Annotated in this window: 25 protein-coding genes; 14 read left to right on the forward strand and 11 right to left on the reverse strand. The window is 67.4% G+C overall.

Annotated elements, in window-relative coordinates; genetic code table 11:
- Positions 1-3: 3 nt before the first annotated feature.
- Positions 4-1,143, reverse strand: coding sequence for a VanZ family protein (locus PO768_RS10920; RefSeq protein ID WP_272646087.1), 1,140 nt, complete (start codon positions 1,141-1,143; stop codon positions 4-6).
- Entirely contained in the window at positions 1,143-1,571 is a 429-nt protein-coding gene (locus PO768_RS10925) for a CopD family protein (RefSeq protein WP_272646088.1), read from the reverse strand. Before PO768_RS10925 ends, PO768_RS10920 begins: the two co-directional genes overlap by 1 nt.
- A 294-nt stretch (positions 1,572-1,865) precedes the next feature.
- On the opposite strand from PO768_RS10925, the gene hemB reads away from it, so the two are divergent.
- Together hemB and PO768_RS10935 are read left to right on the forward strand one after the other, a co-directional pair.
- Complete coding sequence (gene hemB / locus PO768_RS10930; protein ID WP_272646089.1) at positions 1,866-2,882, forward strand: porphobilinogen synthase; 1,017 nt, start codon at positions 1,866-1,868, stop codon at positions 2,880-2,882.
- Positions 2,882-3,946, forward strand: coding sequence for a magnesium transporter CorA family protein (locus PO768_RS10935; RefSeq protein ID WP_137944147.1), 1,065 nt, complete (start codon positions 2,882-2,884; stop codon positions 3,944-3,946). The genes hemB and PO768_RS10935 overlap by 1 nt, the downstream gene beginning before the upstream one ends.
- Before the next feature lie 3 nt (positions 3,947-3,949).
- On the opposite strand, the gene ybeY is transcribed toward PO768_RS10935, so the two are convergent.
- Both ybeY and PO768_RS10945 read right to left on the reverse strand, forming a co-directional pair.
- A complete protein-coding gene (ybeY, locus tag PO768_RS10940; protein ID WP_262969130.1) occupies positions 3,950-4,396 on the reverse strand; it encodes an rRNA maturation RNase YbeY in 447 nt (148 codons plus the stop codon).
- Complete coding sequence (locus tag PO768_RS10945; RefSeq protein ID WP_272646090.1) at positions 4,393-5,361, reverse strand: PhoH family protein; 969 nt, start codon at positions 5,359-5,361, stop codon at positions 4,393-4,395. The genes ybeY and PO768_RS10945 overlap by 4 nt, the downstream gene beginning before the upstream one ends.
- Before the next feature lie 96 nt (positions 5,362-5,457).
- Here PO768_RS10945 and PO768_RS10950 point away from each other — a divergent pair, with 96 nt between their 5' ends.
- The 4 genes from PO768_RS10950 (at position 5,458) to ruvB (ending at position 9,240) form a co-directional block, all read left to right on the forward strand.
- Positions 5,458-6,810, forward strand: coding sequence for a sensor histidine kinase (locus tag PO768_RS10950; protein ID WP_272646091.1), 1,353 nt, complete (start codon positions 5,458-5,460; stop codon positions 6,808-6,810).
- A gap of 91 nt (positions 6,811-6,901) precedes the next feature.
- A complete protein-coding gene (locus tag PO768_RS10955) occupies positions 6,902-7,555 on the forward strand; it encodes a response regulator (protein ID WP_137944150.1) in 654 nt (217 codons plus the stop codon).
- A gap of 57 nt (positions 7,556-7,612) precedes the next feature.
- Positions 7,613-8,182, forward strand: coding sequence for a Holliday junction branch migration protein RuvA (ruvA, locus tag PO768_RS10960; RefSeq protein WP_272646092.1), 570 nt, complete (start codon positions 7,613-7,615; stop codon positions 8,180-8,182).
- Positions 8,179-9,240, forward strand: coding sequence for a Holliday junction branch migration DNA helicase RuvB (gene ruvB / locus PO768_RS10965; protein ID WP_272646093.1), 1,062 nt, complete (start codon positions 8,179-8,181; stop codon positions 9,238-9,240). Before ruvA ends, ruvB begins: the two co-directional genes overlap by 4 nt.
- A 63-nt stretch (positions 9,241-9,303) precedes the next feature.
- Here the strand turns inward: ruvB and PO768_RS10970 are convergent, their stop codons facing one another.
- The 5 genes from PO768_RS10970 to PO768_RS10990 form a co-directional block, all read right to left on the reverse strand.
- A complete protein-coding gene (locus PO768_RS10970; protein WP_272646106.1) occupies positions 9,304-10,260 on the reverse strand; it encodes a porin in 957 nt (318 codons plus the stop codon).
- Between the two features lie 182 nt (positions 10,261-10,442).
- Positions 10,443-11,090, reverse strand: a complete 648-nt coding sequence (locus PO768_RS10975) for a histidine phosphatase family protein (protein ID WP_336297761.1) — start codon at positions 11,088-11,090, stop codon at positions 10,443-10,445.
- Positions 11,091-11,414, reverse strand: a complete 324-nt coding sequence (locus tag PO768_RS10980) for a DUF1840 domain-containing protein (protein ID WP_272646094.1) — start codon at positions 11,412-11,414, stop codon at positions 11,091-11,093.
- A 57-nt stretch (positions 11,415-11,471) separates the two neighbouring features.
- On the reverse strand, positions 11,472-13,595 hold the full coding sequence (locus PO768_RS10985) for a putative bifunctional diguanylate cyclase/phosphodiesterase (RefSeq protein ID WP_272646095.1): 2,124 nt from the start codon (positions 13,593-13,595) through the stop codon (positions 11,472-11,474).
- A complete protein-coding gene (locus PO768_RS10990) occupies positions 13,592-14,869 on the reverse strand; it encodes an HD-GYP domain-containing protein (protein WP_272646096.1) in 1,278 nt (425 codons plus the stop codon). Before PO768_RS10990 ends, PO768_RS10985 begins: the two co-directional genes overlap by 4 nt.
- Before the next feature lie 223 nt (positions 14,870-15,092).
- Here PO768_RS10990 and PO768_RS10995 point away from each other — a divergent pair, with 223 nt between their 5' ends.
- From PO768_RS10995 to pobA, 5 genes are all read left to right on the forward strand, one after another.
- On the forward strand, positions 15,093-15,794 hold the full coding sequence (locus PO768_RS10995) for a 3-oxoacid CoA-transferase subunit A (RefSeq protein ID WP_272646097.1): 702 nt from the start codon (positions 15,093-15,095) through the stop codon (positions 15,792-15,794).
- Position 15,795: 1 nt separating this feature from the next.
- Positions 15,796-16,449 carry a 3-oxoacid CoA-transferase subunit B gene (locus tag PO768_RS11000; protein ID WP_272646098.1) on the forward strand — a complete coding sequence of 218 codons (654 nt, stop codon included), beginning with the start codon at positions 15,796-15,798 and terminating at the stop codon, positions 16,447-16,449.
- A 26-nt stretch (positions 16,450-16,475) separates the two neighbouring features.
- On the forward strand, positions 16,476-17,678 hold the full coding sequence (pcaF, locus tag PO768_RS11005) for a 3-oxoadipyl-CoA thiolase (RefSeq protein ID WP_272646099.1): 1,203 nt from the start codon (positions 16,476-16,478) through the stop codon (positions 17,676-17,678).
- A gap of 450 nt (positions 17,679-18,128) precedes the next feature.
- Entirely contained in the window at positions 18,129-18,962 is an 834-nt protein-coding gene (locus tag PO768_RS11010) for an IclR family transcriptional regulator domain-containing protein (protein WP_272646100.1), read from the forward strand.
- Positions 18,963-19,055: 93 nt separating this feature from the next.
- On the forward strand, positions 19,056-20,234 hold the full coding sequence (gene pobA, locus PO768_RS11015) for a 4-hydroxybenzoate 3-monooxygenase (protein ID WP_272646101.1): 1,179 nt from the start codon (positions 19,056-19,058) through the stop codon (positions 20,232-20,234).
- Positions 20,235-20,241: 7 nt separating this feature from the next.
- On the opposite strand, the gene PO768_RS11020 is transcribed toward pobA, so the two are convergent.
- Positions 20,242-21,717: a M20 family metallopeptidase gene (locus PO768_RS11020; protein ID WP_269839099.1), complete on the reverse strand. Its 1,476-nt coding sequence runs from the start codon at positions 21,715-21,717 to the stop codon at positions 20,242-20,244.
- Positions 21,718-21,754: 37 nt separating this feature from the next.
- Positions 21,755-22,618 carry an alpha/beta hydrolase gene (locus tag PO768_RS11025; protein ID WP_272646102.1) on the reverse strand — a complete coding sequence of 288 codons (864 nt, stop codon included), beginning with the start codon at positions 22,616-22,618 and terminating at the stop codon, positions 21,755-21,757.
- A 150-nt stretch (positions 22,619-22,768) separates the two neighbouring features.
- On the opposite strand from PO768_RS11025, the gene PO768_RS11030 reads away from it, so the two are divergent.
- From PO768_RS11030 to PO768_RS11040, 3 genes are all read left to right on the forward strand, one after another.
- Positions 22,769-23,599, forward strand: a complete 831-nt coding sequence (locus tag PO768_RS11030) for an enoyl-CoA hydratase-related protein (RefSeq protein WP_272646103.1) — start codon at positions 22,769-22,771, stop codon at positions 23,597-23,599.
- A gap of 97 nt (positions 23,600-23,696) precedes the next feature.
- Complete coding sequence (locus PO768_RS11035) at positions 23,697-25,055, forward strand: hypothetical protein (protein ID WP_272646104.1); 1,359 nt, start codon at positions 23,697-23,699, stop codon at positions 25,053-25,055.
- A gap of 4 nt (positions 25,056-25,059) precedes the next feature.
- Positions 25,060-25,879, forward strand: an 820-nt coding sequence (locus PO768_RS11040; RefSeq protein ID WP_272646105.1) for a hypothetical protein, incomplete at its 3' end; no start/stop codon positions are given.

Consider the following 25,879-nt stretch of genomic DNA (forward strand, 5'->3'; position numbering starts at 1 on the left):
GGTTTATCCCTGGGTCTCGCGCCGCGCCAGCAGCGCCAGCAGCCAGGCCAACACGCCGAATGGCCAGAGCCAGCCGACCCATTGCGCCAGGCCGTAGAAGCTGATGAAGCGGCCCTGCTCCCAGGCTTGCAGGCTTTGCGCCAGGTAGGGATCGGTGGGCGCCTCGCTGACCATCGCGATCAGCGCGCTGGTCACCACCAGACCCCAGGCCGCGCAGGCACGGCGCGAGAACGCGCAGAGGATGCAGGCCAGCCCCAGGCCCAGTGCCAGCCCCGGCCAGGTGCTCAGGGTCAGCCAGGCCCAGGCATGCTGGGGGCCGAAATTCAGCGCGGTCGACAAGGCCGTGCTGAGCACACCCAGCGCGGCCGCGCCGAACACCAGGGCCAGGCGTTGCCAGCCGGGCAGCGCCACCGACAGGGCCAGCAGGCAGGGCGCCAGCAAGCCCAAAGCAATCGTGATGCCCTCCAGTCCCGGCGGCAGCGCCCGCTGCAGCGCCGGCTCGGCCAGTTCCTCCCATTGCAGCGCCCAGGGCGTGCCTTCCAGCAGGCTGGCGGCGAGTTCCTGCAACCGGGGCAAGACCTGACCCAGACCCAGAGGCACCGGCGCCGGAAACAGCAGGGCCACCGGCCACAGCGCCAGCAAGGCCAGCGCACCGGCGCTGTGCGGCACAAACCAGTGCTCGCGCCGGCCCTGCCAGCGGGTCAGGCCGCCGGCAAGATGAAGCACCAGGCCGAGCAGCAGACCGGCCGCCGCGCCCGCGCTATTGAGCAGCCAGTCGACCAGGGAAGGCACCCGCCGCGGCAGGAAGTACTGCAGGCTCTCCATGCCGAAGGACAGCAGCGGCGGCAGCAGCAGGCCCAGCAGCAGGCAGCGACGCAGCCGCAGCCCGCTGCGCACGGCCGCGGCAAACATCAGCAGGCCCAGCGGCATATAGCCGAGCAGATTGGCGTGCACATCGAAGCCGCCCCAGTACTTGGGCCAGGGCAGACCGATCAGCCCCCAAGCATCGACCGTCGGCGGCAGGGTCCAGGGCCAGAACGGGTAGAGGCTGGCATAGACCACCAACCCTGCATAGGCCAGGGCCAGCAGCGTGGCCGAACTGCGGCGGCGCGGCAGCGGCTGCGGCAGCCAGCGCGCCATCATCAGAAGGGCTTGACCACCACCAGGATCACGATGGCGGCAAAGATCAGGACCGAGACCTCGTTGAAGACGCGTAACCAGCGATGGCTGCGCTTGTTGGCCATTTGCTCGAAGCGGCGCAGCTGAGCGCGGCAGACATGGTGGTAGCCGACGGCCAGGAGCACCAGGCTCAGCTTGGCATGCATCCAGCCATTGCCGGGGCCGCGGCCGATGCCGTAGTAAAGCCATAGCACCAGGCCCAGGGCCAGGGCCGGAATCATCAGCAGGCTCATGAACTTGTAGAGCTTGTGTCCCATCAGCAGCAGGCGTTCGCGCTCGGCGTGGCTGTCGGCGGGCACCATGGCCAGGTTGACGAACAGCCTGGGCATATAGAACAGGCCGGCAAACCAGGCGGCCACGAAGACGATGTGAAAGGCTTTGATCCAGAGCATCGGGCCATCATACGGCCCGGGTCCGGAGGCCCCGCTGGCGCGGATGGCAGAGTTGCAAGCAAAAACCGCAGGCACAAAAAACCCCGGCTGAAGAGCCGGGGTTGGAAAGCCTTTTCGCTGTCATCACGTCAAGGCTCCTGCTCAGGGAGGAAAAGCAGGGGACGACCACCTTGCGGCTATCATCCGTTGGCGATTTTAACAGAGCCGTCGCAATCGCGTCTCTACGGGATGTTGCGTAGAGTGAGCAGATTGGCACGCTGGCGGCCCTCACCCCCTCATTCTCGGAGCCTGCCCTTGTCGTCCCGCGCCCAGATTCCCGCCCCTTTTCCGGCCAGCCGCCCGCGCCGCCTGCGCCGCGATGCCTTCACCCGTGAGCTGGTGCGCGAGCACCACTTGCGGACCAGCGACCTGATACTGCCGGTGTTCGTGCACGAGGGCGTCGACAGGATCGAGCCGGTCGCCTCGATGCCCGGCGTTGCGCGCTTGAGCCTGGACCGGCTGCTGGGCGTGGCGGAGGAATGCGTCGCACTGGGCATTCCGGTGCTGGCCCTGTTTCCGGTCATCGACGCCTCGCTGAAGACGCCCGATGGCCAGGAGGCCACCAACCCCGACGGCCTGGTGCCGCGCGTCGTGCGTGCACTGAAAGAAAATTTCCCGCAGCTGGGGGTGCTGACCGATGTGGCGCTGGACCCATACACGAGCCACGGCCAGGACGGCGTGCTGGACGAGCAGGGCTATATCATCAATGACCGCACGGTCGAGATCCTGGCCCGGCAGGCCCTGGTCCAGGCCCAGGCCGGTGTGGACATCGTCGCACCCAGCGACATGATGGACGGCAGGATCGGAGCGATTCGAGCCGCCCTCGAATCGAGCGGCGCGATCCATACGCGCATCATGGCCTACAGCGCCAAGTACGCCAGCGCCTTCTACGGCCCCTTCCGCGATGCGGTCGGCTCGGCCGCCAATCTGGGCAAGGCAGACAAGAAGACCTACCAGATGGATCCGGGCAATAGCGACGAGGCCTTGCGCGAGGTGGCGCTGGACCTGGCCGAGGGCGCCGATATGGTGATGGTCAAGCCCGGCATGCCATATCTGGACATCGTGCGGCGGGTGAAGGACGAGTTCCGCGTGCCGACCTTTGCCTACCAGGTCAGCGGCGAGTACGCGATGCTGAAGGCCGCCGCCGCCAATGGCTGGCTCGATCATGATGCGGTGATGATGGAATCGCTGCTGGCCTTCAAGCGCGCCGGCGCCGATGGCGTGCTGAGCTATTTCGCGCTGGAAGCCGCCCGGCTGTTGAAGAAGGGTTGATGCGGGTCTTCCACATCCATGGCGAGCAGTTCATCGAGCTGCAGATGCTGCCGGCGGACCTGCCGCCGGAAGGCTTTCTCTGGGTGGGCTGCGCACGCCAGGAATTGCCGGAGCGGATCGGCGGCCTGCAGCAGCATCTGCAGGGCTGGGGCTGCGGCCCGCTGGTCGATCTGCATGTCTCCGACCTGCTGAACAGCCAGCTGCCCTCGCACTACGACTACACCTCCTGGTACGACCTGCTGGTGTTCCGTCGTCTGGCGGCGGCCGGCAAGGCGGGCGAGGCCTCGCCGCCCGCGCTGCTGAGCATAGACACCAGCCCGGTCGGCTTTGCGCTGTTCGACCGCGTGCTGATCAGCATCCATCCCGACGACTGCGCAGTGCGCGAGTATTTCGCCGCACGCATGGGCCAGCTCACGCAAGCCTCGGACTTCCGCGGCTCGGCCCGCCTGCCCAGCAACACCAGCGATCTGATGCTGCGCATGGTCAACCATATGGTGGACAGCTATCTGGAGCTGCGCCGCCAGCTGACCCGGCAGCTGGTGGGCCTGCAGCAGGCCTTGATGGACCCGCGCAGCCGCTTCAGCGACTGGCAGCTGCTGCTCGATGCGCGCAACAGCCTGCATCTGCTGGAAGACACTTGCGAGGACCAGCGCAGCGCGATCCAGGAATGGCTGGACGCGCTGGAGGACTGGCCGATGCCGGCCGAACCGCAGGGCCAGCGCGAGCGCGAGCTGCTGCGGGTGCGCTCGCGCGATGTGCTGGAGCATGTGGAGCGGGTGCTCAGCCATGTGCGGCGGCTGGAGTCTTCATCGGAATCGGCGGTGCAGATGCATTTCTCGGCGCTGAGCCACCGCACCAACGCCATCATGCGCACGCTGACCGTGCTGACCGCGATCTTTCTGCCGCTGAACCTGATCACCGGCATCTTCGGCATGAACTTCGATGCGCTGCCGCTGATCCACAACGCCAAGGGCGTGTGGATCGCCTTGGGACTGATGCTGGCGCTGGCCCTGGCGCTGGGCGCCTTCTTCTGGCGCAAGCGCTATCTGGGCACCCAGCGCTAGCGCTCAGGCCTTCAGATAGGGATCGGCAAAGCCGAGCGCGATCATGATCTCGCTCTCGCGCGCCTCCATGCACTCGGCCTCGTCGTCCTCTTCATGGTCGTAGCCCTGCGCATGCAGCGTGCCATGCACCAGCATGTGGGCATAGTGGGCGACCAGGTCCAGCCCCATCTCCTGCGCCTCGCGCTCGACCACCTCGGCACAGATCACCAGATCGGCCCCGACCACCGGCTCGTGGCTGTAGTCGAAGGTCAGCACATTGGTCGCGTAGTCCTTGCTGCGGAAGTCCTTGTTGAGCTGGCGACCCTCCTCGGCATCGACGATGCGCACCGCGATCTCGCCCGGCAACTCCAGCGCCGCGCGTATCCAGCGCGCCACCTTGTGGCGCGGCAGCAGGGCCTTGTGGCGCGGGTCGGCGAATTGCAGCGACAAGCTCAGTTCGGGGCGGCTCATGACTTGGCTTTCTCGTAGGCCTCGACGATGCGTGCCACCAGCGGGTGGCGCACGATATCTTGCGAGGTGAAGCGCGTCATCGCAATGCCCTTGACCTTGGCCAGCACGCGCTCGGCATCGACCAGCCCGCTGTTGATGCCCTTGGGCAGATCGATCTGGCTGGTGTCGCCGGTGACCACGCATTTGCTGCCGAAGCCGATACGGGTCAGGAACATCTTCATCTGCTCGGGCGTGGTGTTCTGCGCCTCGTCGAGGATCACAAAGGCATGGTTCAAGGTGCGCCCGCGCATAAAGGCCAGCGGCGCGATCTCCAGCTGACCTTTCTCGAAGGCCTTGCTGACCCGATCAAAACCCATCAGGTCATAGAGCGCATCGTAGAGCGGGCGCAGATAGGGGTCGACCTTCTGCGTCAGGTCGCCGGGCAGAAAGCCCAGGCGTTCGCCGGCCTCGACCGCCGGGCGGGTCAGGATGATGCGCTGCACCGTCGAGCGCTCCAGCGCATCGATCGCACAAGCCACCGCCAGAAAGGTCTTGCCGGTGCCGGCCGGGCCCAGGCCGAAGGTGATGTCATGCGCCAGGATGTGACGCAGATACTCATGCTGGCGCGGCGTGCGGCCGGCCAGGTCGGCGCGGCGGGTGCGCAGCACGATGGCGTCGGCGGCGGGCGTGGCGACCACTGCCGGCTTGCCCTTCACCGCCGGCCCCAGGTCGGCGACGGCCTCGGCCAGCGCCAGCTGCAAGGTCTCGGCAGGAATCGCGCGCCGGGCCCGCTCGTACAAGGCGATCAGCAATTGCTGGCTGCGCTGGGCTGCGGCCTTCGGGCCCTCGATGCGGAACTGCTCGTTGCGGCGCGTGATCTTCACGCCCAAGGCGGCCTCGATCTGGCGCAGATGCTCGTCCAGCATGCCGCACAGATGGGACAGGCGGCTGTTGTCGGTCGGGGTGAAGAGCTGACGGATGATCAAGGCGGGACTTTCGCAAGAGCTGCAGGCAAGGTGCGCATTGTCGCCGGGACATGCCCCAGGGCGGCCGCACCGCCGCCTCCTGCACAATCGCGCCCCATGCGATTCAGACCTCCATTGATGCCGGGCGGCGGTGCGCTCGCCCTGCTGCTGCCGACCTGGGCCCTGGCACAGCCGGACCAGGCGCCTGTGGCCGCCCTCTGGCAGACGCTGCTGCCGCAGCTGCTGTGCGCGATGCTGGCGCTGATGGGGCTGATCCTGGCCCTGCTGTCACGCATCCATGCGCGCGAGCGCCATCTGGTCTTTCTCGCCGCCCTGATGGGGCTGTGGGTGCTGCGCTCGGCGCTGGACTGGATCGCGCTGCCGCAGCTCGGCGGGGACCGGCGCCTGCTGCTGTCGACCGCCTTGCTGCCCTGGCTGAGCCTGTGTCTGATCCAGTTCCTGCTGCGGCCCACCGGTGGCCAGCGGCCCTGGCTGGACCTGGTCCTGCCACTGCAGGCGGTGCTGGTGCCGCTGAGCCTGCTGCTCTTGCCGGCGCAGATGGCCATGCTGAGCCAGGCCTGGTCGGCCCTGCTGGTGCTGCAGGTGCTGGCCGCCATGGCCTGGCATCTGCGTGAGCGCCGCGACCAGGGGCTCAAGACCACCGTGCTGCTCGGGCTCGGTGCCATCGCGCTGCTGCTGGAGCTGGTGACGCCGTGGCGCCCGGCGACCATCGTGCTGCCGCTGCTGCTGCTGGCGCTGGGCTTGCGCATCATCCTGAACATCGCCCATGCCCGCGTCAACGCCGAGCACCTGCAGCTCGAACATGAGCAGCATGCGCAGGCCAAGGTGGCCGATATCGAGCGCAGCTTCAGCGAGATGGCCGAGCAGAAGTTGGAGCAGGTCACCGAGCGCGAGCGCAAGCGCATCGCCGCCGATCTGCACGACGATCTGGGCGCCAAGCTGCTGACCATCGTGCACACCAGCGAGTCCGACCGCATCTCGACCCTGGCGCGTGAGGCGCTGGAGGAGATGCGCCTGTCGGTGCGCGGCCTGACCGGCAAGCCGGTGCAACTGCTGGACGCTTTGGGCGACTGGCGCGCCGAGGTCGTCTCGCGCCTGGGTCAGGCCAATATCCTGGCCGAGTGGAAGGCGCCCGCCGAAGAAGTGATCCACACCTTGCAGGCGCGCGCCTATGTGCAGACCACGCGCATCTTCCGCGAAGCCGTCAGCAACATCATCAAGCACAGCGGCGCCACCCATTGCGTGGTCAGCTGCACGGTGCTCGACGGTGATTTCCTGGTCGTGATCCAGGACAACGGCCAGGGCATCACGACCGAGCTGGACGGCCGGCTCGACAAGGGCCACGGCATGGCCAGCATGAAATCGCGTGCCAAGCAGATGCATGGGCAGTGCCTGGTCGAGTCCGGTCCGGGCTGGGGAACCGTGATCCGCCTCACGATTCCGCTCTGAACAGCCCCTGCTAAGGATTGAGGCATTGGCTTTTGCGCCGATAAAGGCTAAGTTGTCCCCCATCGGGCCACCGTCCACACCGTACAAAACCATGAACCATATTCTTTTGCTGGAAGACATTCCGGAGATCCGCGCCTGGCTCAAAGCCCTGGTCAAGCAGATCTTCGTCAACGCCCAGATCACCGAATGCTCGCGGGTGCAGGACGCTCTGAAGCAGGTGCAGACCCAGCGCTTCACGCTGGCCCTGCTGGACCTGGGTCTACCGGACGGTTCCGGCGTGGACGTGGTGGCGGCCTTGCGCGAGCAGCAGCCCGAGGTGCAGTCGGTCATCGTCACCATCCACGACGACGACGAGCACCTGTTCCCGGCCCTACAGGCCGGCGCCTTCGGCTATTTGCTGAAGGAGCAGTCACGCGAGCTGCTGGCCGAGCAGTTGCAGCGCATCAGCCAGGGCGAGCCGCCGCTGTCACCGTCGATCGCGCGCAAGGTGATCGCCTATTTCGCCGCTCAGCGTCGGCCCCAGGCCGCAGCCCTGCTGCACGAGGTCTCGCTGACCGACCGGGAGACCGAGGTGCTGCTGCGGGTCGCCAAGGGCTACACCCTGCCCGAGATCGGCGTGCAGCTGGGTCTGAGCCGCCACACGATTGCCGACTATGTGAAGCAGATCTATCGCAAGCTGAATGTCAGCTCACGCGCGGAAGCTGCGCTGGAGGCGCAGCGCCTGGGTTTGTTTGGTCGGAACTGAGACTGATCGGGCCGGGTCGCGTGCTCGCAGTCGGTACGGGCCGACATAATCCGGTTCATGATCGGAAGACTCACAGGCGTCATCGCGGAGAAATCGCCCCCGCAAATCCTCATCGATGTGCAGGGCGTCGGCTACGAGGTCGACGTGCCGATGAGCACTTTCTACAATCTGCCTGGATTGGGCGAGCGCGCCAGCCTGCTGACACATCTGAGCATCCGGGAGGATGCCCATGTGCTGTTCGGCTTCCTGAGCGCCGAGGAGCGCAGCACCTTCCGCCAGCTGATCAAGATCAGCGGTGTCGGCCCCAAGATGGCCTTGTCGCTGCTGTCCGGCCTGTCGGTCGGCGAGCTCGCCCAGGCCGTCTCCAAGCAGGAGACCGGCCGCCTGGTCAAGGTGCCCGGCATCGGCAAGAAGACCGCCGAGCGCCTGCTGCTGGAACTCAAGGGCAAGCTCGGCCCCGATCTGGCGCTGCCGGTCAGCGTCGCCAATGACGCCCATGGCGACATCCTGCAGGCCCTGATCGCGCTGGGCTACTCCGACAAGGAAGCCGGTCTGGCGCTGAAATCGCTGCCGGCCGAGATCGGTGTCAGCGAAGGCATCAAGCTGGCGATGAAGAAACTCACATGAGCATACAGACCGACAAGTTCGGCGACGCCCCTACGCCGCCGCGCGTGGTCAGCGCCGCCCCGAGCTCACCCAATGAAGAGGCGATCGAGCGCGCGCTGCGGCCCAAGCTGCTGGACGACTATGTCGGCCAGACCAAGGCGCGCGAGCAGCTGGAGATCTTCATCGGCGCGGCCCGCAAGCGCGACGAGGCCATGGACCATGTGCTGCTGTTCGGCCCGCCGGGCCTGGGCAAGACGACATTGAGCCACATCATCGCGGCCGAGCTGGGCGTCAATCTGCGCCAGACCTCGGGCCCGGTGCTGGAGAAGCCCAAGGACCTGGCCGCCATCCTGACCAATCTCGAGAAGAACGATGTGCTCTTCATCGACGAGATCCACCGGCTCTCCCCGGTGGTCGAGGAAATCCTCTACCCGGCGCTGGAGGACTACCAGATCGACATCATGATCGGCGAGGGCCCGGCCGCGCGCTCGATCAAGCTGGATCTGCAGCCCTTCACGCTGGTCGGCGCGACCACGCGGGCCGGCATGCTGACCAACCCGCTGCGCGACCGCTTCGGCATCGTCGCCCGGCTGGAGTTCTACACATCCGCCGAGTTGCAGCGCATCGTGACCCGCTCGGCCGGCCTGCTGAATGCGCCGATCGATACCGAGGGTGCGCTGGAGATCGCACGCCGCTCACGCGGCACGCCCCGCATCGCCAACCGGCTGCTGCGCCGCGTGCGCGACTATGCCGATGTGAAAGGCGATGGCCGCATCAGCAAGAAGATCGCCGATCTGGCGCTGGCGATGCTGGATGTCGACCCGCAGGGCTTCGATCTGATGGACCGCAAGCTGCTGGAGGCGGTGGTGCATCGCTTCGATGGCGGCCCGGTCGGCCTGGACAATGTGGCCGCCGCGATCGGCGAAGAGCCCGGCACGATCGAGGATGTGATCGAGCCCTACCTGATCCAGCAGGGCTTTCTGCAGCGCACGCCGCGGGGCCGCATCGCGACCCTGGCCGCCTTCCGGCATCTGGGCGTGGCGCCGCCGAAGCAGGCCGGGCAGTTGTTCGACGAGTAGATCGACGCCAAACAGGCGTAAAAAAACCACCCGAAGGTGGTTTTTTTGCTTTTGATCCGGAGATCAGAAGTTGTGGCGGATGCCGGCTGCCAGCGAGCTGAAGTCCTTGGACTCGACCTTGGCGTTCTGAGCGGTGTAGAAGCCATACACCTTGGTACGCTTGCTCAGGTTGTAGTTGTAGCCCAGCGTGAACTGGGTGGTCTTGCCTGCACCAACCAGACGGTCTTCCGGGTCGTTCTGACCAATGGCAAAAGTGCCACGGCCTTGGGTAGCACCGAAGTTCACGTGGAACTCCGAAGCGCCCATGGTGTACATGCCCGACAGGCGATAGACGTTGCGGTTCTGAGCGCCGTCGTCGGCGCGCTGGTAGTAGGCGCCCACGGTGAAGGCACCCAGCTCGTACAGACCGCGCACGGCGATTTGCTTGGCATCGCCTTCCTTGCTGAAGCCGGCACCCAGGTGCAGCGGGCCGCCGACATAGTTGGCTGCCAGGTCGAACAGCTTTTCCTTACCGGCTGCACCTTCACCGGCCGACACCGAGGCGCTACCGCTGAAGCCACCAACGGTCGGCGTGAAATAGCCGATCTTGTTGCTCGAACGGTAGGTCTTGAAGGCGTACAGAGCATCCGACGAGGTGCCGGTATCGTGGTTGTGCATGCTGATGTAGTCAGCGGTGGCAAAGTACGACTCGGGTGTGAAGTTGCCCAGGCGGACGGCACCGAAGGAACCAGCCAGTTGCACCCAGGCCTCACGGCCCCAGAAAGTGCCGGCAGCCTTGCCATCGTCGGAGTTCAGGCCGCTTTCCAGGTTGAACGAGGCCTTCAGACCGCCGCCCAGATCTTCCTGGCCCTTGAAGCCGAAGCGCGAGCTGTTGTTCTGCACGACGGCCGTACGGTCACCGTTGCCAACCTTCTGGCTTTCCACGGTGGTGTTGATACGACCGTACAGGGTCACCGAGCTTTGTGCGAAAGCGGAGGCCGACACGGCGGCCAGTGCAGCGACGAGAGCAATCTTTTTCATCATTTGCCTTTTAGGAGTTGAAGAGTTGCCGGACTGGATCATCCGGTCTTGTTCGCAATGTGGCCGCAGTATAAAAGTCCTAGGGTTTGACCGAGTGGCGGGCGACGCTAAATTGCAACAGTTCTGTGGTAAAGATGCAAACGTACGAATTGGCACTTGCGCTAGCGACGCTTCCCCTGTGCTCAGGCCGCCGTCTCGTCCAGGCTTAGCCCTTCGAGATGACCGTCGTCGTTCCAGCCGACCACGCTCAGCCCGGCCGCCGAGTAGAGCAGGCGGTTGATCGTGGCATTGCCCAGCACCCAGCTGCGCGGCGCCTGCAGACTCAGCCGCCGGCCGGCGCGGTGTAGACAGTCCATCACCCCGCCATGGGCGACGATCACGACGGTCTGCCCGGGATGGGCCTGGGCCAGGCCTTCGACGGTGGTGACGGCGCGCTGATAGAAGTCCTGCAGGCTCTCGCCGCCCTCGGCCGCGAAATCGGGATCGCGCCGCCGCCAGCGCTCACTTTGCGCCGGCCATTGCTGCTCGATCTCGCTCCAGCTCAGGCCCTGAAAGATGCCAAAGCTGCGCTCCCGCAGCGCCGGCTCGGCCCTCAGTGACAGGCCGGTGGCGGCACCGATGGCCTCGGCCGTCTGCCAGGCGCGCGCCAGATCACTGCTGTAGATCGCGTCCAGGCGCTCGCCGGCCAGCGCTCGCCCGAGTCGCTGCGCCTGAGCCTGACCCAGTGCATTCAGCGGGATGTCGAGCTGGCCCTGGATGCGGCTTTCGCGGTTCCAGGCCGTTTCGCCATGCCGTACCGCCAGAATCGTCGTGGCGCTGTCCAGGCCCATTCAGGCGCCCCAGACCACGTCGTGCCGCTCCGCCAGGCTCAGCCGCATCATCTCCAGCAAAGGCCAGGCGCGCTGGCGCAGGCTGATGCCCTCGCGCTTCGGAGCCGGCTCGCCAGCCGCCTGGGCCTCGGCCTGCAGCCGGGCGAATTCGGCCTCGTCCTCGGCTACCGCCTGCTCCAGCGCCGAGATCGCGGCGCCGAGCTGGGCCTGGGTCACGATGCCCTGGGCTGCGGGCTCGCGCCCCATCAGCCGCAGCAGCTGCTCGCCGTTGGGGCCCATCATGATCACGTCGGCCGCAGCCGCAGATTTGAATTTGTAGATCACGGCCATGCTCCTTGTGTCAGAGCCGACCATTGTGCCGTTTGAAATGTAACCGCCGTCTCAGCCGCCGCGCACCAGACGCATCGGCGGCACCACCGGCCGTGGCGGGGGCGTCAGCGGACGCCAGACCTTCTCTTCGAACGCGCGCGGATCGAGCGCTGGCGCATAGAGAAAGCCCTGGAACTCATGACAACCGGCACGCGCCAGGCAGTCGCGCTGGGCCTCGGTCTCCACCCCTTCGGCAATCACCTGCAGGCGCAGCGCCCGCCCCATCTGGACCACCGCATTGACGATGCCGACATCGCTTTCATCCGACGGCAGTCCCTGGACAAAGCTGCGATCAATCTTCAAGCGCTGGATCGGGAAGCGCTTCAGATAGCCGAGACTGGAGTAGCCGGTGCCAAAGTCATCGATAGACATGCACACGCCCAGCTCGGACAAGGCCTCGAGCCGGCGCAGCGCTTCCTCGGCGTCGCGCAGCAGGATGGATTCGGTCAGCTCCAGCTCCAGCAGCGACGGCGGCAGCTCATGCGCCTTCAGCGCCAGCGCCACCGTGTCGACGAAATGCGCCTGCTGGAACTGCAGAGCCGAGACATTGACGGCCACCGGCATGCGCCAGCCCTGGCGCAGCCAGGCGGCTGCTTGCGCCACCGCTTGCTGCAACACCCATTCGCCGATCGCGACGATGAAACCGCTCTCCTCCGCGACCGGAATGAACTCGGCCGGCGAAACCTCGCCGCGCAGCGGGTCGCGCCAGCGTATCAAGGCCTCGGCGCCGATCACCGCGCCGCTGGCCAGGTCGATCTGCGGCTGGTAATGCAGCCGGAACTCGCGCTGCTGCAAGGCCTGGCGCATCGCATGATCCAGGCGCATGCGCGACAGCAGATCCACGTCCTTGCGCGGCTGATGGAAGCGAAACGTGCCTCGACCGCTCTCCTTGACCCAGTGCATCGCTCGCTCGGCGCTGACCATCAACTCTTCGGCACTGCCGCCGTCGCTGGGGAACAGCGCGATGCCGGTGCTGCAGGTGACGGTGAAGCTCAGCGTATCGAAGCTGAAGGGGCGCGACATCGCCTCCTGCACCCGCCGCGCCGCATGTTCGGCGCCCCGCGCGTCGGCCTGATGGACAAGGAGCGCGAAATCGTCGCCGCCCAGACGGGCGACGGTATCGACCTCTCGCAAACACTCCTTCAGGCGCTGGGCCACCTCTTTCAACACTCGGTCACCGTAGGCATGACCCAGGGTGTCATTGATCTGCTTGAAACGGTCCAGATCGACATTGAGCAACGCGAAGCTCGTGCCCTCGCGGCGCGCCATCGCCTGGGCGTACTCGGCCCGCTCGGCCAGCGCCCGCCGGTTCGGCAGGCCGGTCAGCATATCGGTGTGCGAGAGCTCCTCGATGCGCTGGCTGGCGGCCAGCTTCTCGCTGAGATCGCGGTAGGAATAGACCCGGCCGATCGGCCGGCCGCGGCTCCACTGCGGCAGCGAAACCCGCTCCAGCACCCGGCCGTCCAGCAGCTTGATGACGTCGCTGGTCTGCAGCAGCGGCGCTTCCTGGATCGCGCTCAGCCGCATCGCATAGGCGGCCCCGTCGACCACGCTGCGCCGCATCCAGGCCTGCACAGCCTCGTCATTGCGCTCGGTCAGCAAGTCCTCGGGCAAGCCCCACAGCGAGGCGAAGCGCTGATTGAAGCTGCGCATGCGGCCGGCCAGATCGGTGACCAGGATGCCGTCGGCGGTCGACTCCAGCGTGGCCTTGAGTTCGGCCAGCAGGGTTTCGCGCTCTTCGTCGTGCTGGCGCTGCTTGCTCAGATCGGCCATCGCCACCAGCCACAGGCCGGCGCTGCCGGCCTGCACCACATGGCTGATACGCCGAGTCACCCAGATGGCCTGACCATCGGCGCGGCGCATCAAGGTGTCGGTATGCAGGCCTTCGCGGCCGCCGCCCGCAGCCTCGGCCCAGAACAGCGCGTCCTCGGCCGTGCTGGACAGCGACTCCATGCCGCAGCCCAGCAGCTGATCCGGCCCCATGCCCAGCAAGCGCGAGGCCGCCTGATTGACGGCCACCACCTCCAGCGTGGCCGCATCCACCAGCCAGACCGCCTCCTGCAGCCCTTCGAGAAGGGACTGGTAGAGATCGACGGCGGGAGGAGCGGTGGGCGGATTGAAGCTGACCAGCCTCACGCGGCCAACTCCCCGTTACCCGTTACGGCACTCTCGAAGAAGTAGGCCACCCGCGTGCGCGGGCTCAGATAGTCCAGCGAGGCGCGCGGCAGCAGATTGGGTTTCAGGCTGCGGCGTATGCCCAGGTCGGAGTGCTGCTCCAGATTCAGGATCAGGGCCTCCTCGCGCGGCACCTTGGCGTCATGCACCATCACCTTGGGCTTGAGCGGCCGCGAGGAGTTGACCGCCACCACCAGGGCATAACGGTCGTCGGTCAGTTGCACCGCCGAGCCGGGCGGGTAGACGCCCATCATGCGGATGAAGGCATTCAGCATGGTCGCGTCGAAGCGGTTGCGGCCCTGGGCGAACATCAGCGACAGCGCCTCGTGCGGGGTCATCGCCTTGGAGGCCAAGAGCGGATTGCACAGGCCATCGAAGCGGTTGACCAGCGCAACGATGCGCGAGGCCGCACTCATGCGGTCGACATTGATGCGCTGCGGGAAGCCGCTGCCATCGGCATTTTCATGGTGCTGGGCGATCACCAGCAACGGGCCGGCCGCCAGTCCCATGCCCTGGGCCAGGGCCACGCCCTTGCTGACATGCTGCTGGTAGAGCTGGGTCTCGGCCATCGTGAAACTGTCGTCACGATTGCGCACCCGGGCCGGCAACTCGGTCTTGCCGATATCGTGCAGCAGGGCGCCGACGCCCAGATCCATCATCTCGTCGCGCCCCAGGCCGAAGGCCCGGCCCAGCAGCAAGGAGATGATCGCGACATTCAGCGCATGGGCGGTGCTGCGGTCGCCCGCCCCTTCATTGAGCAGGCGGATGTTCAGGTCGCCCTCGATCAGCATCTTGTCCAGCAAGGCGCTGGTCAGCGCGATCGACTGGTCGCGCGTGCTGCGCGGCTCGCGCGGCAGCAGTTCCATCAGCTCGCGAAAGGCGCCGGCGGCTTCGCCATACTGCCGCTCGCACAAGGACAGGGCCTCGCGCTGGGCTGCCAGCGCGCGCCGCTGCGCCTCCGTCGCCTGCGGCTCGGGGCTTTGCTGAGCGGCGCCGGCGGCGTCCACCACAGCGGCCTGCCTCGGCGTCGCCTCGGTCTGCAGTTCGCTGCGGCCAGGGCTCCAACGCACCTGCTTGAGGCCCAAGCGGCGCAGTATCAGCAACTGATCTTCCGAGCTCAGTTTGAAGCTGCTGAGCGGAAACGGATGCGACATCCAGCCCAGATCCAGGTGGATGAACATGCCCACCTTCAACTGGCCCACGTCGATCAAAGGATCGGAAGATCTGTCCTTCATTGGATTCCTTCGCCCTGTTTTTGAGGCGCCCTCGCCACCAGCATCGGCACATGCACCCGCCAACTTAAGTAAAACAGGCCCTCTTATGGGGCGCCACACGATACAAACACTTTCATGTGCGAATTGTCACGCCATCGGCTTGACCGCCGCCAAGCCAGCACCGTAGCATGTTCAATTCAGGAACTCGGGTTCTATATATGAACTTTTTCGAGACTTGCCGCCGATGATCAACAAGCTACAAGACTCCGCCGCCCAGGCCTTGCGCGATGTCGCCGATGGCGCGACGGTGATGATCGGCGGCTTCGGCACGGCCGGCCTGCCCACGGAGCTGATCGAGGCGCTGCTGGACCAGGGCGCGCGCGAGCTGACCGTCGTCAACAACAATGCCGGCAATGGCGATGCCGGCCTGGCCGCGCTGCTGGCCGCCGGCCGGGTGCGCAAAATCATCTGCTCCTTCCCGCGCCAGACCGACTCCCACCATTTCGACGCGCTCTATAGAAGCGGCAAGATCGAACTGGAGCTGGTGCCGCAGGGCAATCTGGCCGAGCGCATCCGCGCCGCCGGGGCCGGCATCGGCGCCTTCTTCACCCCCACCGGCTATGGCACGGCGCTGGCCGAGGGCAAGGAATGCCGCCTCATCGACGGTCGCGGCCAGGTGCTCGAGTACCCGATCCGGGCCGATTTCGCACTGATCAAGGCCGAGCGCGGCGACCGTTGGGGCAATCTGGACTACCGCATGACCGCACGCAACTTCGGCCCCATCATGGCCATGGCCGCCAGGATCACCGTGGCCTCGGTTCACGAGGTGGTGGAGCTGGGCCAGATGGACCCCGAGGCCGTCGTGACACCCGGCATCTTTGTGCAGCGCCTGGTTCGGGTGCCACGCCAGAGCACCCGCGGCGGCGGCTTCAAGCCGGGAGCCTGATATGAGCAGCTCAAGCTACAAGAAATGGACCCGCGAGCAGATGGCCGCGCGCGTCGCCCGCGACATCCCCGAGGGCGCGGTGGTCAATCTGGGCATCGGCCTGCCGACCCTGGTGGCGGCCCAGATCCCGGCCGGGCTCGAAGTGATACTGCATAGCGAGAACGGCGTGCTGGGCATGGGCCCGCCACCGCCCGCCGGCGCCGAGGACTACGACCTGATCAATGCCGGCAAGCAGCCGGTCACACTGCTGCCCGGCGGCTGCTTCTTTCACCATGCCGACAGCTTCGCGATGATGCGCGGCGGCCATCTGGACATCTGCGTGCTGGGCGCCTTCCAGGTCTCGGTTCACGGCGATCTGGCCAACTGGCATACCGGCGCGCCCGACGCGATCCCCGCAGTCGGCGGTGCGATGGACCTGGCCATTGGTGCCAAGCACACCTTTGTGATGATGGAGCACCTGAGCAAATCCGGCGAGAGCAAGATCGTCGCCCAGTGCAGCTACCCGCTGACCGCACCGGCCTGCGTCAGCCGCATCTACACCGATCTGGCCGTGCTGGCCGTCACGCCCCAGGGCTTGCAGGTGCTGGATCTGGTCGAGGGCCTGAGCGTCGACACCCTGCAAGACCTGACCGGCCAGCCGCTGCTGCGCCCCTGAACCGATAACAAACCCACGGAGATTTCATGAACCACGCCCTTATCTGCGACGCCCAGCGCACCCCATTCGGCCGCTACGGCGGCGCGCTGTCCTCGGTGCGCGCCGACGACCTCGGTGCGATCCCGCTGCGGGCGCTGATGGCCCGCAACCCCCGGGTCGACTGGGAGGCCGTCGCCGATCTGCTGTATGGCTGTGCCAACCAGGCCGGCGAGGACAACCGCAACGTCGCCCGCATGGCCAGCCTGCTGGCCGGCCTGCCGATTGCCGTGCCCGGCGCGACGATCAACCGCCTGTGCGGCTCCGGCATGGATGCGGTGGGCAGCGCCGCCCGCGCGATTCGCGCCGGCGAGGCTGAGCTGATGCTGGCTGGTGGCGTCGAGAGCATGAGCCGCGCGCCCTTCGTGATGCCCAAGGCCGAGTCCGCGTTCTCGCGCAGCAATGCCGTCTATGACACGACGATAGGCTGGCGCTTCATCAACAAGCTGATGAAGGCGCAGTACGGCGTCGACTCGATGCCCGAGACGGCCGAGAACGTCGCCACCGACTTCAAGATCGAGCGCGAGGCCCAGGACCGCATGGCGCTGGCCAGCCAGCTGAAGGCCGTGGCCGCGCAGAAAGCCGGCGTCTTCGATGCCGAGATCACGCCGGTGACGATTGCACAGAAAAAGGGCGAGCCCATCGTCGTCGCCAAGGACGAGCATCCGCGCGAAACCAGCCTGGAAGCCCTGGCCAAGCTCAAGGGCGTGGTGCGCCCGGACGGCACGGTCACCGCCGGCAATGCCTCGGGCGTCAACGACGGCGCGGTAGCGCTGCTGCTGGCCAGCGAGGTCGCCGCCGCCCGCCACGGCCTGAGCCCGCGCGCCCGTGTCGTCGGCATGGCCACCGCCGGCGTCGCACCGCGCATCATGGGCATAGGCCCGGCGCCGGCCGCCCGCAAGGTGCTGGCGCTGACCGGACTGAGCCTGGCGCAGATGGATGTGATCGAGCTCAACGAGGCCTTCGCCGCCCAGGGCCTGGCGGTGCTGCGCGATCTGGGCCTGCCCGACGACGACGCCCGCGTCAACCCGAACGGCGGCGCCATCGCGCTGGGCCACCCGCTGGGCGCCAGCGGTGCCCGCCTTGTGATGACGGCCGTCAACCAGCTGCAGCGCAGCGGCGGTCGCTACGCGCTGTGCACCATGTGCATCGGCGTCGGCCAGGGCATCGCCCTGGTGCTTGAACGCGTCTGAGCAACAGGGATTGCCGCTGGCCACGAGGCCAGCCATGACAAAAACTCAAGCCCTGCTGAATATTTGTCATGGACAAGGGTGCCGAAAGGCACCCTTTTTTGTGCGCGTCGCGTGGGATACTGGATCCAGTCTTATTTCGCAACTCGCACATATACCGCGCAAAAACCGCGCAAATATCGCACCGCGCCCGGATGTCCCGGGAAGCAGCGACACCCATCCTCAAAATACACCGCTCAGAGACCTCGGTTCGCACATCCCTTGCCGCACACCCGCCTCGCCAAGGCCGTGGGCTGAGCCCTATCCGAAACGCACCAAACAAGTGCATTGATGTGCGTCAATCGCCCAAAATGCCAGGTTTGGCTTGGACAGGCCCCGATGGCCTCCCTATAGTCGGCGTTTCCCTGCTTGCGCCCAGCCGATTTGGGCGCCATTCGCACAAAACACGCCACCATGTCTGCTGCCCGCGCACTCGATGATTTGGCCGCCCTCGCGGTCCCTGCCCCAGCTCCCGCCAGCCCCGCCGAGAGCGGCCCGCTCAAGCGCGATCTGGTGGCCGGCCTGGAAAAAGGCCTGGCCGTGATCGAAGCCTTCGACCAGGAGCGTCCCCGCCTGACCATCTCGGAAGTGGCGGCCCGCACCGGCCTGACCCGCGCCGCCGCCCGCCGCTATCTGCTGACGCTGACCCATCTGGGCTTTGTCTCGCAGGACCGCAAGATGTTCGCGCTGACGCCCAAGGTGCTGCGCCTGGGCCAGAGCTATATGCACTCGGCCCGCCTGCCGCGCATCGTCGAGCCCGAGCTGCACAAGCTGGCCTATGCGCTGAAGGAAGCCAGCTCGGCCGGCGTGCTGGACGGCAATGATGTGATCTGCATCGCCGCCACCAGCGCCGGCCGGGTCGTCTCGCCCACGCGCCCGCCCGGCACCCGGGTGCCGGCGCACTGCTCGGGCAATGGTCGGGTGCTGCTGTCGGCCATGCCGCAGGCCGAGGTCGACGCCTGGATCGCCCGCCAGGAGCTCGCCGCGCTGACACCCCACACCATCGTCCATCCCGAGCGCCTGCGCATCGAGATCGCCCGCGCCCGCTCGCTGGGCTATGCCTGCATCGACCAGGAGCTGGAGCTGGGCCTGCGCACCGTGGCGGTGCCGCTGAAGAACTACCGCGGCGATGTGGTGGCGGCGATGAATATCAGTGTGCATGCCTCGCGCATGAGCATGGACCAGCTGGTCGAGCACTGCCTGCCGCCGCTGCTGCAGGCCCAGGCGCATCTGCGCATGCTGCTGTAAGAGTTAACGGGACCCGCCGCCGTCAAGCGGTGGCAAGCTCCGTCCCTGGACAGGCCGTTGCCCGGCCTGTCATCCACACAGGGAGGGACAACAATGCAGCGCACCCAGGTTGCCATCATCGGCGCCGGCCCGGCCGGTCTTTTGCTCGGCGCCTTGCTGCACAAGGCCGGCATCGCCAACACGATTCTTGAGCTGCACAGCGGTGAACAGGTGCTGGCCCGCGTGCGCGCCGGCATTCTGGAGCGCGGCAGCGTCGAGCTGCTGGACGAGGCCGGGGTCGGTCAGCGCATGCATGCCCAGGGCCTGGTCCACCAGGGCATCCAGCTGAGCTTCGGCGGCCAGCGCCAGCGTATCGATCTGCAGGGGCTGACCGGCCAGTCGGTGCTGGTCTACGGCCAGAACGAGCTGTGCCGCGACCTGATGGACGCCCGCAAGGCCGCCGGCCTGACCACGCACTACGAGGCCCGGCATGTCAGCCTGCATGGCCTGGGCGAGCCCCGGGCGGTCGTGCGCTACCAGCATCTGGGCCAGGACCACGAGCTGGCCTGCGACTACATCGCCGGCTGCGACGGCTTTCACGGCGTCTCGCGCGCCGGCCTGCCGGCCAGCGCCTACCACTGCTATGAGCGCGGCTATCCCTTCGGCTGGCTGGGCGTGCTGGCCGACACCGCACCGCCCGCCGACGAGCTGGTCTACGCCCAGCATGAGCGCGGCTTCGCGCTGTGCAGCATGCGCAGCAGAACGCGGGTGCGCTGCTACATCCAGTGTAGCCTCAGCGACCGGCTCGAGGCATGGAGCGATGCGCGCTTCTGGAGCGAGCTGAAAAGCCGGCTCGACCCGGTCACCGCCGCCGCGCTGGAGCCGGCCCCCTCGCTGGAGAAAAGCATCGCGCCGCTGCGCAGCTATGTGACCGAGCCGCTGCGCTTCGGCCGCCTGTTCCTGGCCGGCGACGCCGGCCATCTGGTGCCGCCGACCGGGGCCAAGGGATTGAACCTGGCCGCTTCCGATGTGCGCTATCTGGCGCGCGCGCTGACCGAGTACTACCGCGACCGCAGCGAGGCCGGGCTGGCGCGCTACTCGGAGCAGGCGCTGCGGCGCGTCTGGCGCGCCGAGCGTTTCTCCTGGAGCCTGACCCAGCTGCTGCACAACTTCCCGGACCACAACGGCTTCGACCAGCGCATCCAGCAGGCCGATCTCGACTATCTGATGAGCTCGCGCGCCGCCCAGACGGTGCTGGCCGAGAACTATGTCGGCCTGCCCCTGAACGATTGACGCGTACTCAAGGATGGGCTGCCATCACCTGGGCCACAGCCGCCGTCAGCCGCTTGCCATAAGGCACATGCAGGAATTCGTTGGGGCCATGGGCATTGCTCTTCGGGCCCAAGACGCCGCAGACCATCATCTGCGCCTTCGGAAAGCCCTTCTGCAGCATGCTCATCAGCGGGATCGTGCCGCCCTGGCCGATATAGCCGACCGGGGTGCCGAACTGGGCCAAGCTGGCCTGGTTGAGCGCGGCATCCAGCCAGGGTGACAGGTCCGGCGTGTTCCAGCCGGTGGCGCCGTAGGCGCCGGCGCGGCCATCGGGCACAAAAGTGACCTTGGCGTTGTAGGGCGCGTTGTCCTCCAGCAGAGCCTTCAGGCGCAGCGCCGCCTCGTTGCCGTCCACCAGCGGCGGCAGGCGCAGCGAGAGCTTGAAGGCGGTGTAGGGACGCAGCACATTGCCGGCATTCTTCAGCTCCGGGAAGCCATCGACGCCCACCACCGACAAGGTCGGCCGCCAGGTGCGGTTCAGCAGCACCTCGACCGGATCCTGCGTCACCGGCAGCACCGCGCCGCCGTCGGCGCCGCAGGCCCAGGGGTAGCGCTTCCAGACCTCGTCCTTCAGGATGGCGGCGGTGGCCTGGGCCTGCGCGATCCGGTTGCCGGGAATGTCGCAATGGAAGCTCTCGGGCAGCAGGCGGCCGGTCTTGCTGTCCTCCAGCCGGTCCAGCACCTGGCGCAGGATGCGGAAGCTCGACGGCACCAGGCCGCTAGCGTCGCCCGAGTGAATGCCCTCGGTCAGCACCTCGACCTTCAACACGCCGCTGACCATGCCGCGCAACGAGGTGGTCAGCCACAGCTGGTCGTAGTTGCCGGCGCCCGAGTCCAGGCAGACCACCAGGCTGACATTGCCCAAGCGGTCCTTCAGCGCGTCGATATAGGCCGGCAGATCGTAGGAGCCGCTTTCCTCGCAGGTCTCGATGATGCCGACGCAGCGCGGCCGCGGAATGCCCTGGCGGTCCAGCGCCATGATGGCGGTCAGCGAGGCATAGACCGCGTAACCGTCATCGGCGCCACCGCGGCCGTAGAGCTTGCCGTCCTCGTACTTGGGCGTCCACGGGCCCAGATCGTTGCGCCAGCCATTGAACTCGGGCTGCTTGTCCAGATGGCCGTAGACGACGATGGTGTCATCGCTGCCGGCCTTGGTGGCCGGCACCTCGAAGAAGATGATGGGCGTGCGGCCCTCGATGCGAATGACCTCCAGCTTCAGCCCGGCGACCTTCTTGCCCTCGACCCAGCTCGCGGCGTCGCGTATCACCTTCTCGATATGGCCGTTCGCCGCCCAGTCGGCGTCGAACATCGGGCTCTTGGCCGGGATCGCGATGTAGTCGGTCAGCGCGGGGACGATTTCCTCGTCCCAGACGCGGGCGGCATAGTCGCCCAGCGCGGTGGCTTCATCGGGTTGCAGGGGCAATGACGGGTCGCGAGCATTCATGATGGGGGTCCGGCTTGTGGCTGGTGAGGCCCCGATCTTAAAACTTGTCGTCCAGCCAGGCCTGCAGGCGGGCAAACACCTGTTCGCGCTCCGGCTCGTTGAAGAGCTCATGGAACAGGCGCTCGAAGCACTGCGACTGCACCACCGTCGCCGGTGCCTCGGCGGCAAAGGCCTCGCTACCGGCCGGGTCGACACAGTGATCGCTGCCGGCCCACATCAACAGGGTCGGCAGCAGCCACTGCCCCGCCCGATCCAGCACCTCGGCGCCGCCCTCGGCAATCATGCTGGCCAGGGCCGGCGTGATGCGGTCATGGACCAGCGGGTCGTTCTCGTAGGCCGCGACCACGGCAGCATCGCGCGAGATCCAGGCCGGCTTGAGCCCGTTGCCGACCGCCAGATGCGGCAGCAGCGGCAGCGCCACCGTCAGCAAGACCTTCTGGATGCCCGACATCCCGGCATCCAGCGCCGGCGAGCTGAGCACCAGGCCGTCAACCGGCCTGAACCAGGCCGGCAGCACGCCGCCGCTGCTGGCGCACAGGCCGCCGGCGACGAAGCGCGCCGCCACCAGGCCGCCCATGCTGTGGCCCAGCAGCAGCAGCGGGCCCTTGTTCAGGGCGGCATCGGCTCGCAGCTCGTCGATCACCAGGGCCAGGTCTTGCATCAGCCGCTCGGGGCCGGCGATATCGCCGCGCGCCCCGCCAGAGGCGCCGTGGCCGCGCTGGTCATGGCCCACCACCTGCCAGCCCCAGCTGTTCAGCCGCGCGGCCACATGCTCGTAGCGACCGATATGCTCGCCCAGCCCATGGACGATCAGCACCGTGCCGCGCGCGGGCTGCGGCCCGGGCAGCCCCCATTGCCGCCAGTGCAAGGGCAGGCCGTCATCGGTTCGAAGCGTTCGCATGCGAGCAGTGTAGGGAGCGCTCCGGAGCGCCCGCCCCAGGGCTTCCCCGGTCGGTGAAAGTACGCAAGCCATGGGGCCATATCGGCTGTCGCCCATCGGATAGACAGAGCCTGTCCCTTGATTAAGCTACTCGCCACCACAGGGGCCGCGATGAACGAATTCTTCAACCTCGCCACCGATGCCCAGGGCATCAGCCATCTCAGCCTGAACCGGCCCGAGCGCATGAACACCATGAGCCCGCCCTTCTTCCCGGCGCTGCGCGATGCGGTGCGCGGCCTGCACGACGCCGGCCGGACCCGAGCGCTGGTGATCTCATCGACCGGCAAGCATTTCAGCGCCGGCATGGCGCTGGACACCTTTGCCACCGACGACGCGATGCTGGACACGCGCAGCGCGCGCAGCCGGCTGAGCTTTCAAGACTCGCTGCGCCGCTTGATGGACTGCTTCACCGCGCTGGACGAGGCGCGCTTCCCGGTGCTGGGCGCCATCCAGGGCGGCTGCATCGGCGGCGCGCTGGACCTGGCCGCCGTCTGCGATATGCGCTACTGCACGGCCGACGCCTTCTTCTGCGTGCAGGAGATCAATATCGGCATGGCCGCCGACCTGGGCGTGCTGCAGCGCCTGCAGCATCTGATGCCGGCCGGTCTGGCCCGCGAGCTGGCCTATACCGGCGAGCGCCTCGGTGCCGAGCGCGCGCTGGCCTGTGGCCTGGTCAATGCCGTGCTGCCGGACGCCGACGCGCTGCTGGCCCATGTGATGGGCCTGGCCCGCAGCATCGCCGACAAATCGCCGCTGGCCGTGGCCACCAGCAAGCTGGCTTTGAACCATGCCCGCGACCACGGCACGGCCGCCGCACTGGCCCAGATGAGCCTGCTGCAAAGCGCCGTCTTCGACACCGCCGAGATGGGCCAGGCCATCTCGGCCTGGAAGAGCAAGCGGCCGGCGGAATTCGCGCCCTTGAATCCGGTCGCAAACCTGTGAAAACTGCGCGAATGGCTGCATTAGCGAGGCTCAACAGCGACGCAGGCGCGGTACCCCGCACCTAAACTGGCCCGCTGTCCCAAGCCCGCCGCCATTCATGGATGTCGTCCGTTCCCGCCTGCCCTGGCGCACCGTTGCCGTCGCTCTGATCGCCGTGCTGCTGAGCGCCTGCGCGGCGCCCCAATCCACGGTAGACGAGGGCCGCAAGGTCGATGAGGCCCTGCTGGGCAATATTCGCGCCTACGGCGCCGGTGAGCGTCTGCTGCGCCCAGCCATCGTGCGCAGCGCCCAGCTCCGGGATGCTCACTGCGATAGCCAGTGGGAGCTGCCTTTCGCCGTGGCCACCAGCCAGGGCTGGGCCGAGAACGACAGGGTCGCCTGGGTGCGCGCGCTGGGCGTCGACGAGCGCCTGACCGTGGTCGGCGTCAGTGCCGATGCGCCGCTGAAGCTGGGCGACAAGATCATCAAGGTGGGCGGCACCCAGACCGAGGACAGCGCCGATCTGCTGCAGCGCCTGGCCGCGGCGCGAGACGCGGGTCGCCCATTCAGCGTACAACTGCTGGGCGGCAAGACCGTGCCCCTGACGCCGCTGAAGGTCTGTCGCGGCTATGCCCGCCTGGCCCCGCCCAACACGCCGCAGCTGCAGGACTACCACTGGCTGCTGAGCCTGCACCCGCTGGAGATCACGCAGGCCGACCTCAGCGAGGACGAGGCCTTGTGGGCGGTGCTGTGGACCCAAGGGCTGTCCGAAGAAGGCGGGGCCCGCATGAAGACCTACCACTACGGCACCCAGATCGCCGGCACGCTCTACAACCTGGTCACGCTGGCCTCCGGTCTGCAGGGCGCGGCGGTGGCGGCCAATGCCGCCGTCAATGCAGCCAAGTCGGCGGCCGCCAGCGTGGCGACCGAAATCGTCAAGCAACAGTTGATCGAACAGGGCAAGGCCCTGGCCATGCAGCGCCTGCGCGAAGGCCTGACCGATGCCGCCGCGCAGCTCACCAAGGCCCAGGTGGCCGGCGCGATGCAGCAGGCGGCCGTCACCCGCGGCTCGCTGGGCGGCGTCGCCCGCATCGCGGCCACCGTGTTCGACCATGCGGACGCCTGGGCCTTTGAGCGTGCCGCCAAGCTCGGCGCCAACCCGCTGGCCGGCTTCACGCTGCACCAGAAGATGGTCGAACGCAGCCTGACCGGCAATGCCTTCATCTTCGATGCCGAGCGCCTGACCGAACTCAACAAGCGCGCCCAGGCCAGAGGCCTGGAGAGCGAGGTCGTCGCGATCCTGCGCGGCCTGCGCCCCGAGGATCTGAGCTTCGAGATCGGCGCCATGCCGCTGGCCTCCGCGCCCGACACCTTCTCCTTCGAGAGCCCCGGCGATCCCGGCAGTGGTCGTTTCGCCCGCGGCCTGATCGACGCGATGCTGGAGATTCCGGCCGAGTCCGCCCCCCGCAAGCCCTAAGCCCATGCGCGCCACACCAATTCTTTCCCTGCTCGCCATGCTGGCTCTGCCGGCGGGCGCACAAGACCTGGCCTCTCCCGCGGCCTCGGCGTCGGCGCCGGCCGCCGAGCCCCCCGGTTGCACCGCGCTGACGACACGCGCCATCGCCGCCGATCTGCGCGCGGCCACCGCGCCGTCGCTCGGCAAGGATCTGGACGGCCAGGCCCGGCTGCTGGACGAGGCGCTGGCGCTGTGGAGCACGGCGACCCAGCGCTGCGAAGGGCGCGCCAAGGAGCGTGCCGAGCGCCATCTGGTCGACAACCAGAAGCAACGCGCCGCCATTGCCGAGCGCCAGGCCGCCGGCCAGCAATGCGAGCTCTCGCATCGCGACGCCGCCTCGCTGCAGGAGATGGCGCGCCAGGCCTTCGGCGAACGCCGCTGGCCGGAGGCCGGCTCGCTGTACCGCAAGGCCGAGACCATGTGGGACCTGGCCGCCGAGCATTGCACCGGCAAGCAGCAGACCACCGCGCAGCAACGCCGCCAGCAGTCCGAGATCGACGGCCACAACGCCGAGTTCTGCGCCCCGCCCTTCGAGCGCGCCCGCGAGCACTCGCAGAAACTCCGCAACAGCGCGGCCGGCCTGGCCGCCGCCGACAAGCAGCAACTCTCGCTGCAGGCCGAGACGCTGTGGCGCCTGGCCATGGCCCAGTGCAAGGGGAATGCGCTGGAGCTGGCGCAAAACAATGCCCAGGCGCTGGCGCGCGAGCGCGGCACGCCCTGGGTTGCGACGCTGCCACCGGGCACGGCGGCGCCGGCCGCCAAGCCAGCACCTGCAGCGGTCGCAC

The sequence above is a fragment of the Paucibacter sp. XJ19-41 genome, assembly GCF_028462495.1.
GTDB lineage: Bacteria > Pseudomonadota > Gammaproteobacteria > Burkholderiales > Burkholderiaceae_C > Roseateles_E.

Coding starts and splice junctions, on each gene's coding strand:
- PO768_RS10920 (WP_272646087.1), bottom strand. CDS start 1,143: ATGATGGCGCGCTGGCTGCCGCAGCCGCTGCCGCGCCGCCGCAGTTCG.
- PO768_RS10925 (WP_272646088.1), bottom strand. CDS start 1,571: ATGCTCTGGATCAAAGCCTTTCACATCGTCTTCGTGGCCGCCTGGTTT.
- PO768_RS10935 (WP_137944147.1), top strand. CDS start 2,882: ATGCGGGTCTTCCACATCCATGGCGAGCAGTTCATCGAGCTGCAGATG.
- ybeY (WP_262969130.1), bottom strand. CDS start 4,396: ATGAGCCGCCCCGAACTGAGCTTGTCGCTGCAATTCGCCGACCCGCGC.
- PO768_RS10950 (WP_272646091.1), top strand. CDS start 5,458: ATGCGATTCAGACCTCCATTGATGCCGGGCGGCGGTGCGCTCGCCCTG.
- PO768_RS10955 (WP_137944150.1), top strand. CDS start 6,902: ATGAACCATATTCTTTTGCTGGAAGACATTCCGGAGATCCGCGCCTGG.
- ruvA (WP_272646092.1), top strand. CDS start 7,613: ATGATCGGAAGACTCACAGGCGTCATCGCGGAGAAATCGCCCCCGCAA.
- ruvB (WP_272646093.1), top strand. CDS start 8,179: ATGAGCATACAGACCGACAAGTTCGGCGACGCCCCTACGCCGCCGCGC.
- PO768_RS10970 (WP_272646106.1), bottom strand. CDS start 10,260: ATGAAAAAGATTGCTCTCGTCGCTGCACTGGCCGCCGTGTCGGCCTCC.
- PO768_RS10975 (WP_336297761.1), bottom strand. CDS start 11,090: ATGGGCCTGGACAGCGCCACGACGATTCTGGCGGTACGGCATGGCGAA.
- PO768_RS10990 (WP_272646096.1), bottom strand. CDS start 14,869: ATGAAGGACAGATCTTCCGATCCTTTGATCGACGTGGGCCAGTTGAAG.
- PO768_RS10995 (WP_272646097.1), top strand. CDS start 15,093: ATGATCAACAAGCTACAAGACTCCGCCGCCCAGGCCTTGCGCGATGTC.
- PO768_RS11000 (WP_272646098.1), top strand. CDS start 15,796: ATGAGCAGCTCAAGCTACAAGAAATGGACCCGCGAGCAGATGGCCGCG.
- pcaF (WP_272646099.1), top strand. CDS start 16,476: ATGAACCACGCCCTTATCTGCGACGCCCAGCGCACCCCATTCGGCCGC.
- PO768_RS11010 (WP_272646100.1), top strand. CDS start 18,129: ATGTCTGCTGCCCGCGCACTCGATGATTTGGCCGCCCTCGCGGTCCCT.
- pobA (WP_272646101.1), top strand. CDS start 19,056: ATGCAGCGCACCCAGGTTGCCATCATCGGCGCCGGCCCGGCCGGTCTT.
- PO768_RS11020 (WP_269839099.1), bottom strand. CDS start 21,717: ATGAATGCTCGCGACCCGTCATTGCCCCTGCAACCCGATGAAGCCACC.
- PO768_RS11025 (WP_272646102.1), bottom strand. CDS start 22,618: ATGCGAACGCTTCGAACCGATGACGGCCTGCCCTTGCACTGGCGGCAA.
- PO768_RS11030 (WP_272646103.1), top strand. CDS start 22,769: ATGAACGAATTCTTCAACCTCGCCACCGATGCCCAGGGCATCAGCCAT.
- PO768_RS11035 (WP_272646104.1), top strand. CDS start 23,697: ATGGATGTCGTCCGTTCCCGCCTGCCCTGGCGCACCGTTGCCGTCGCT.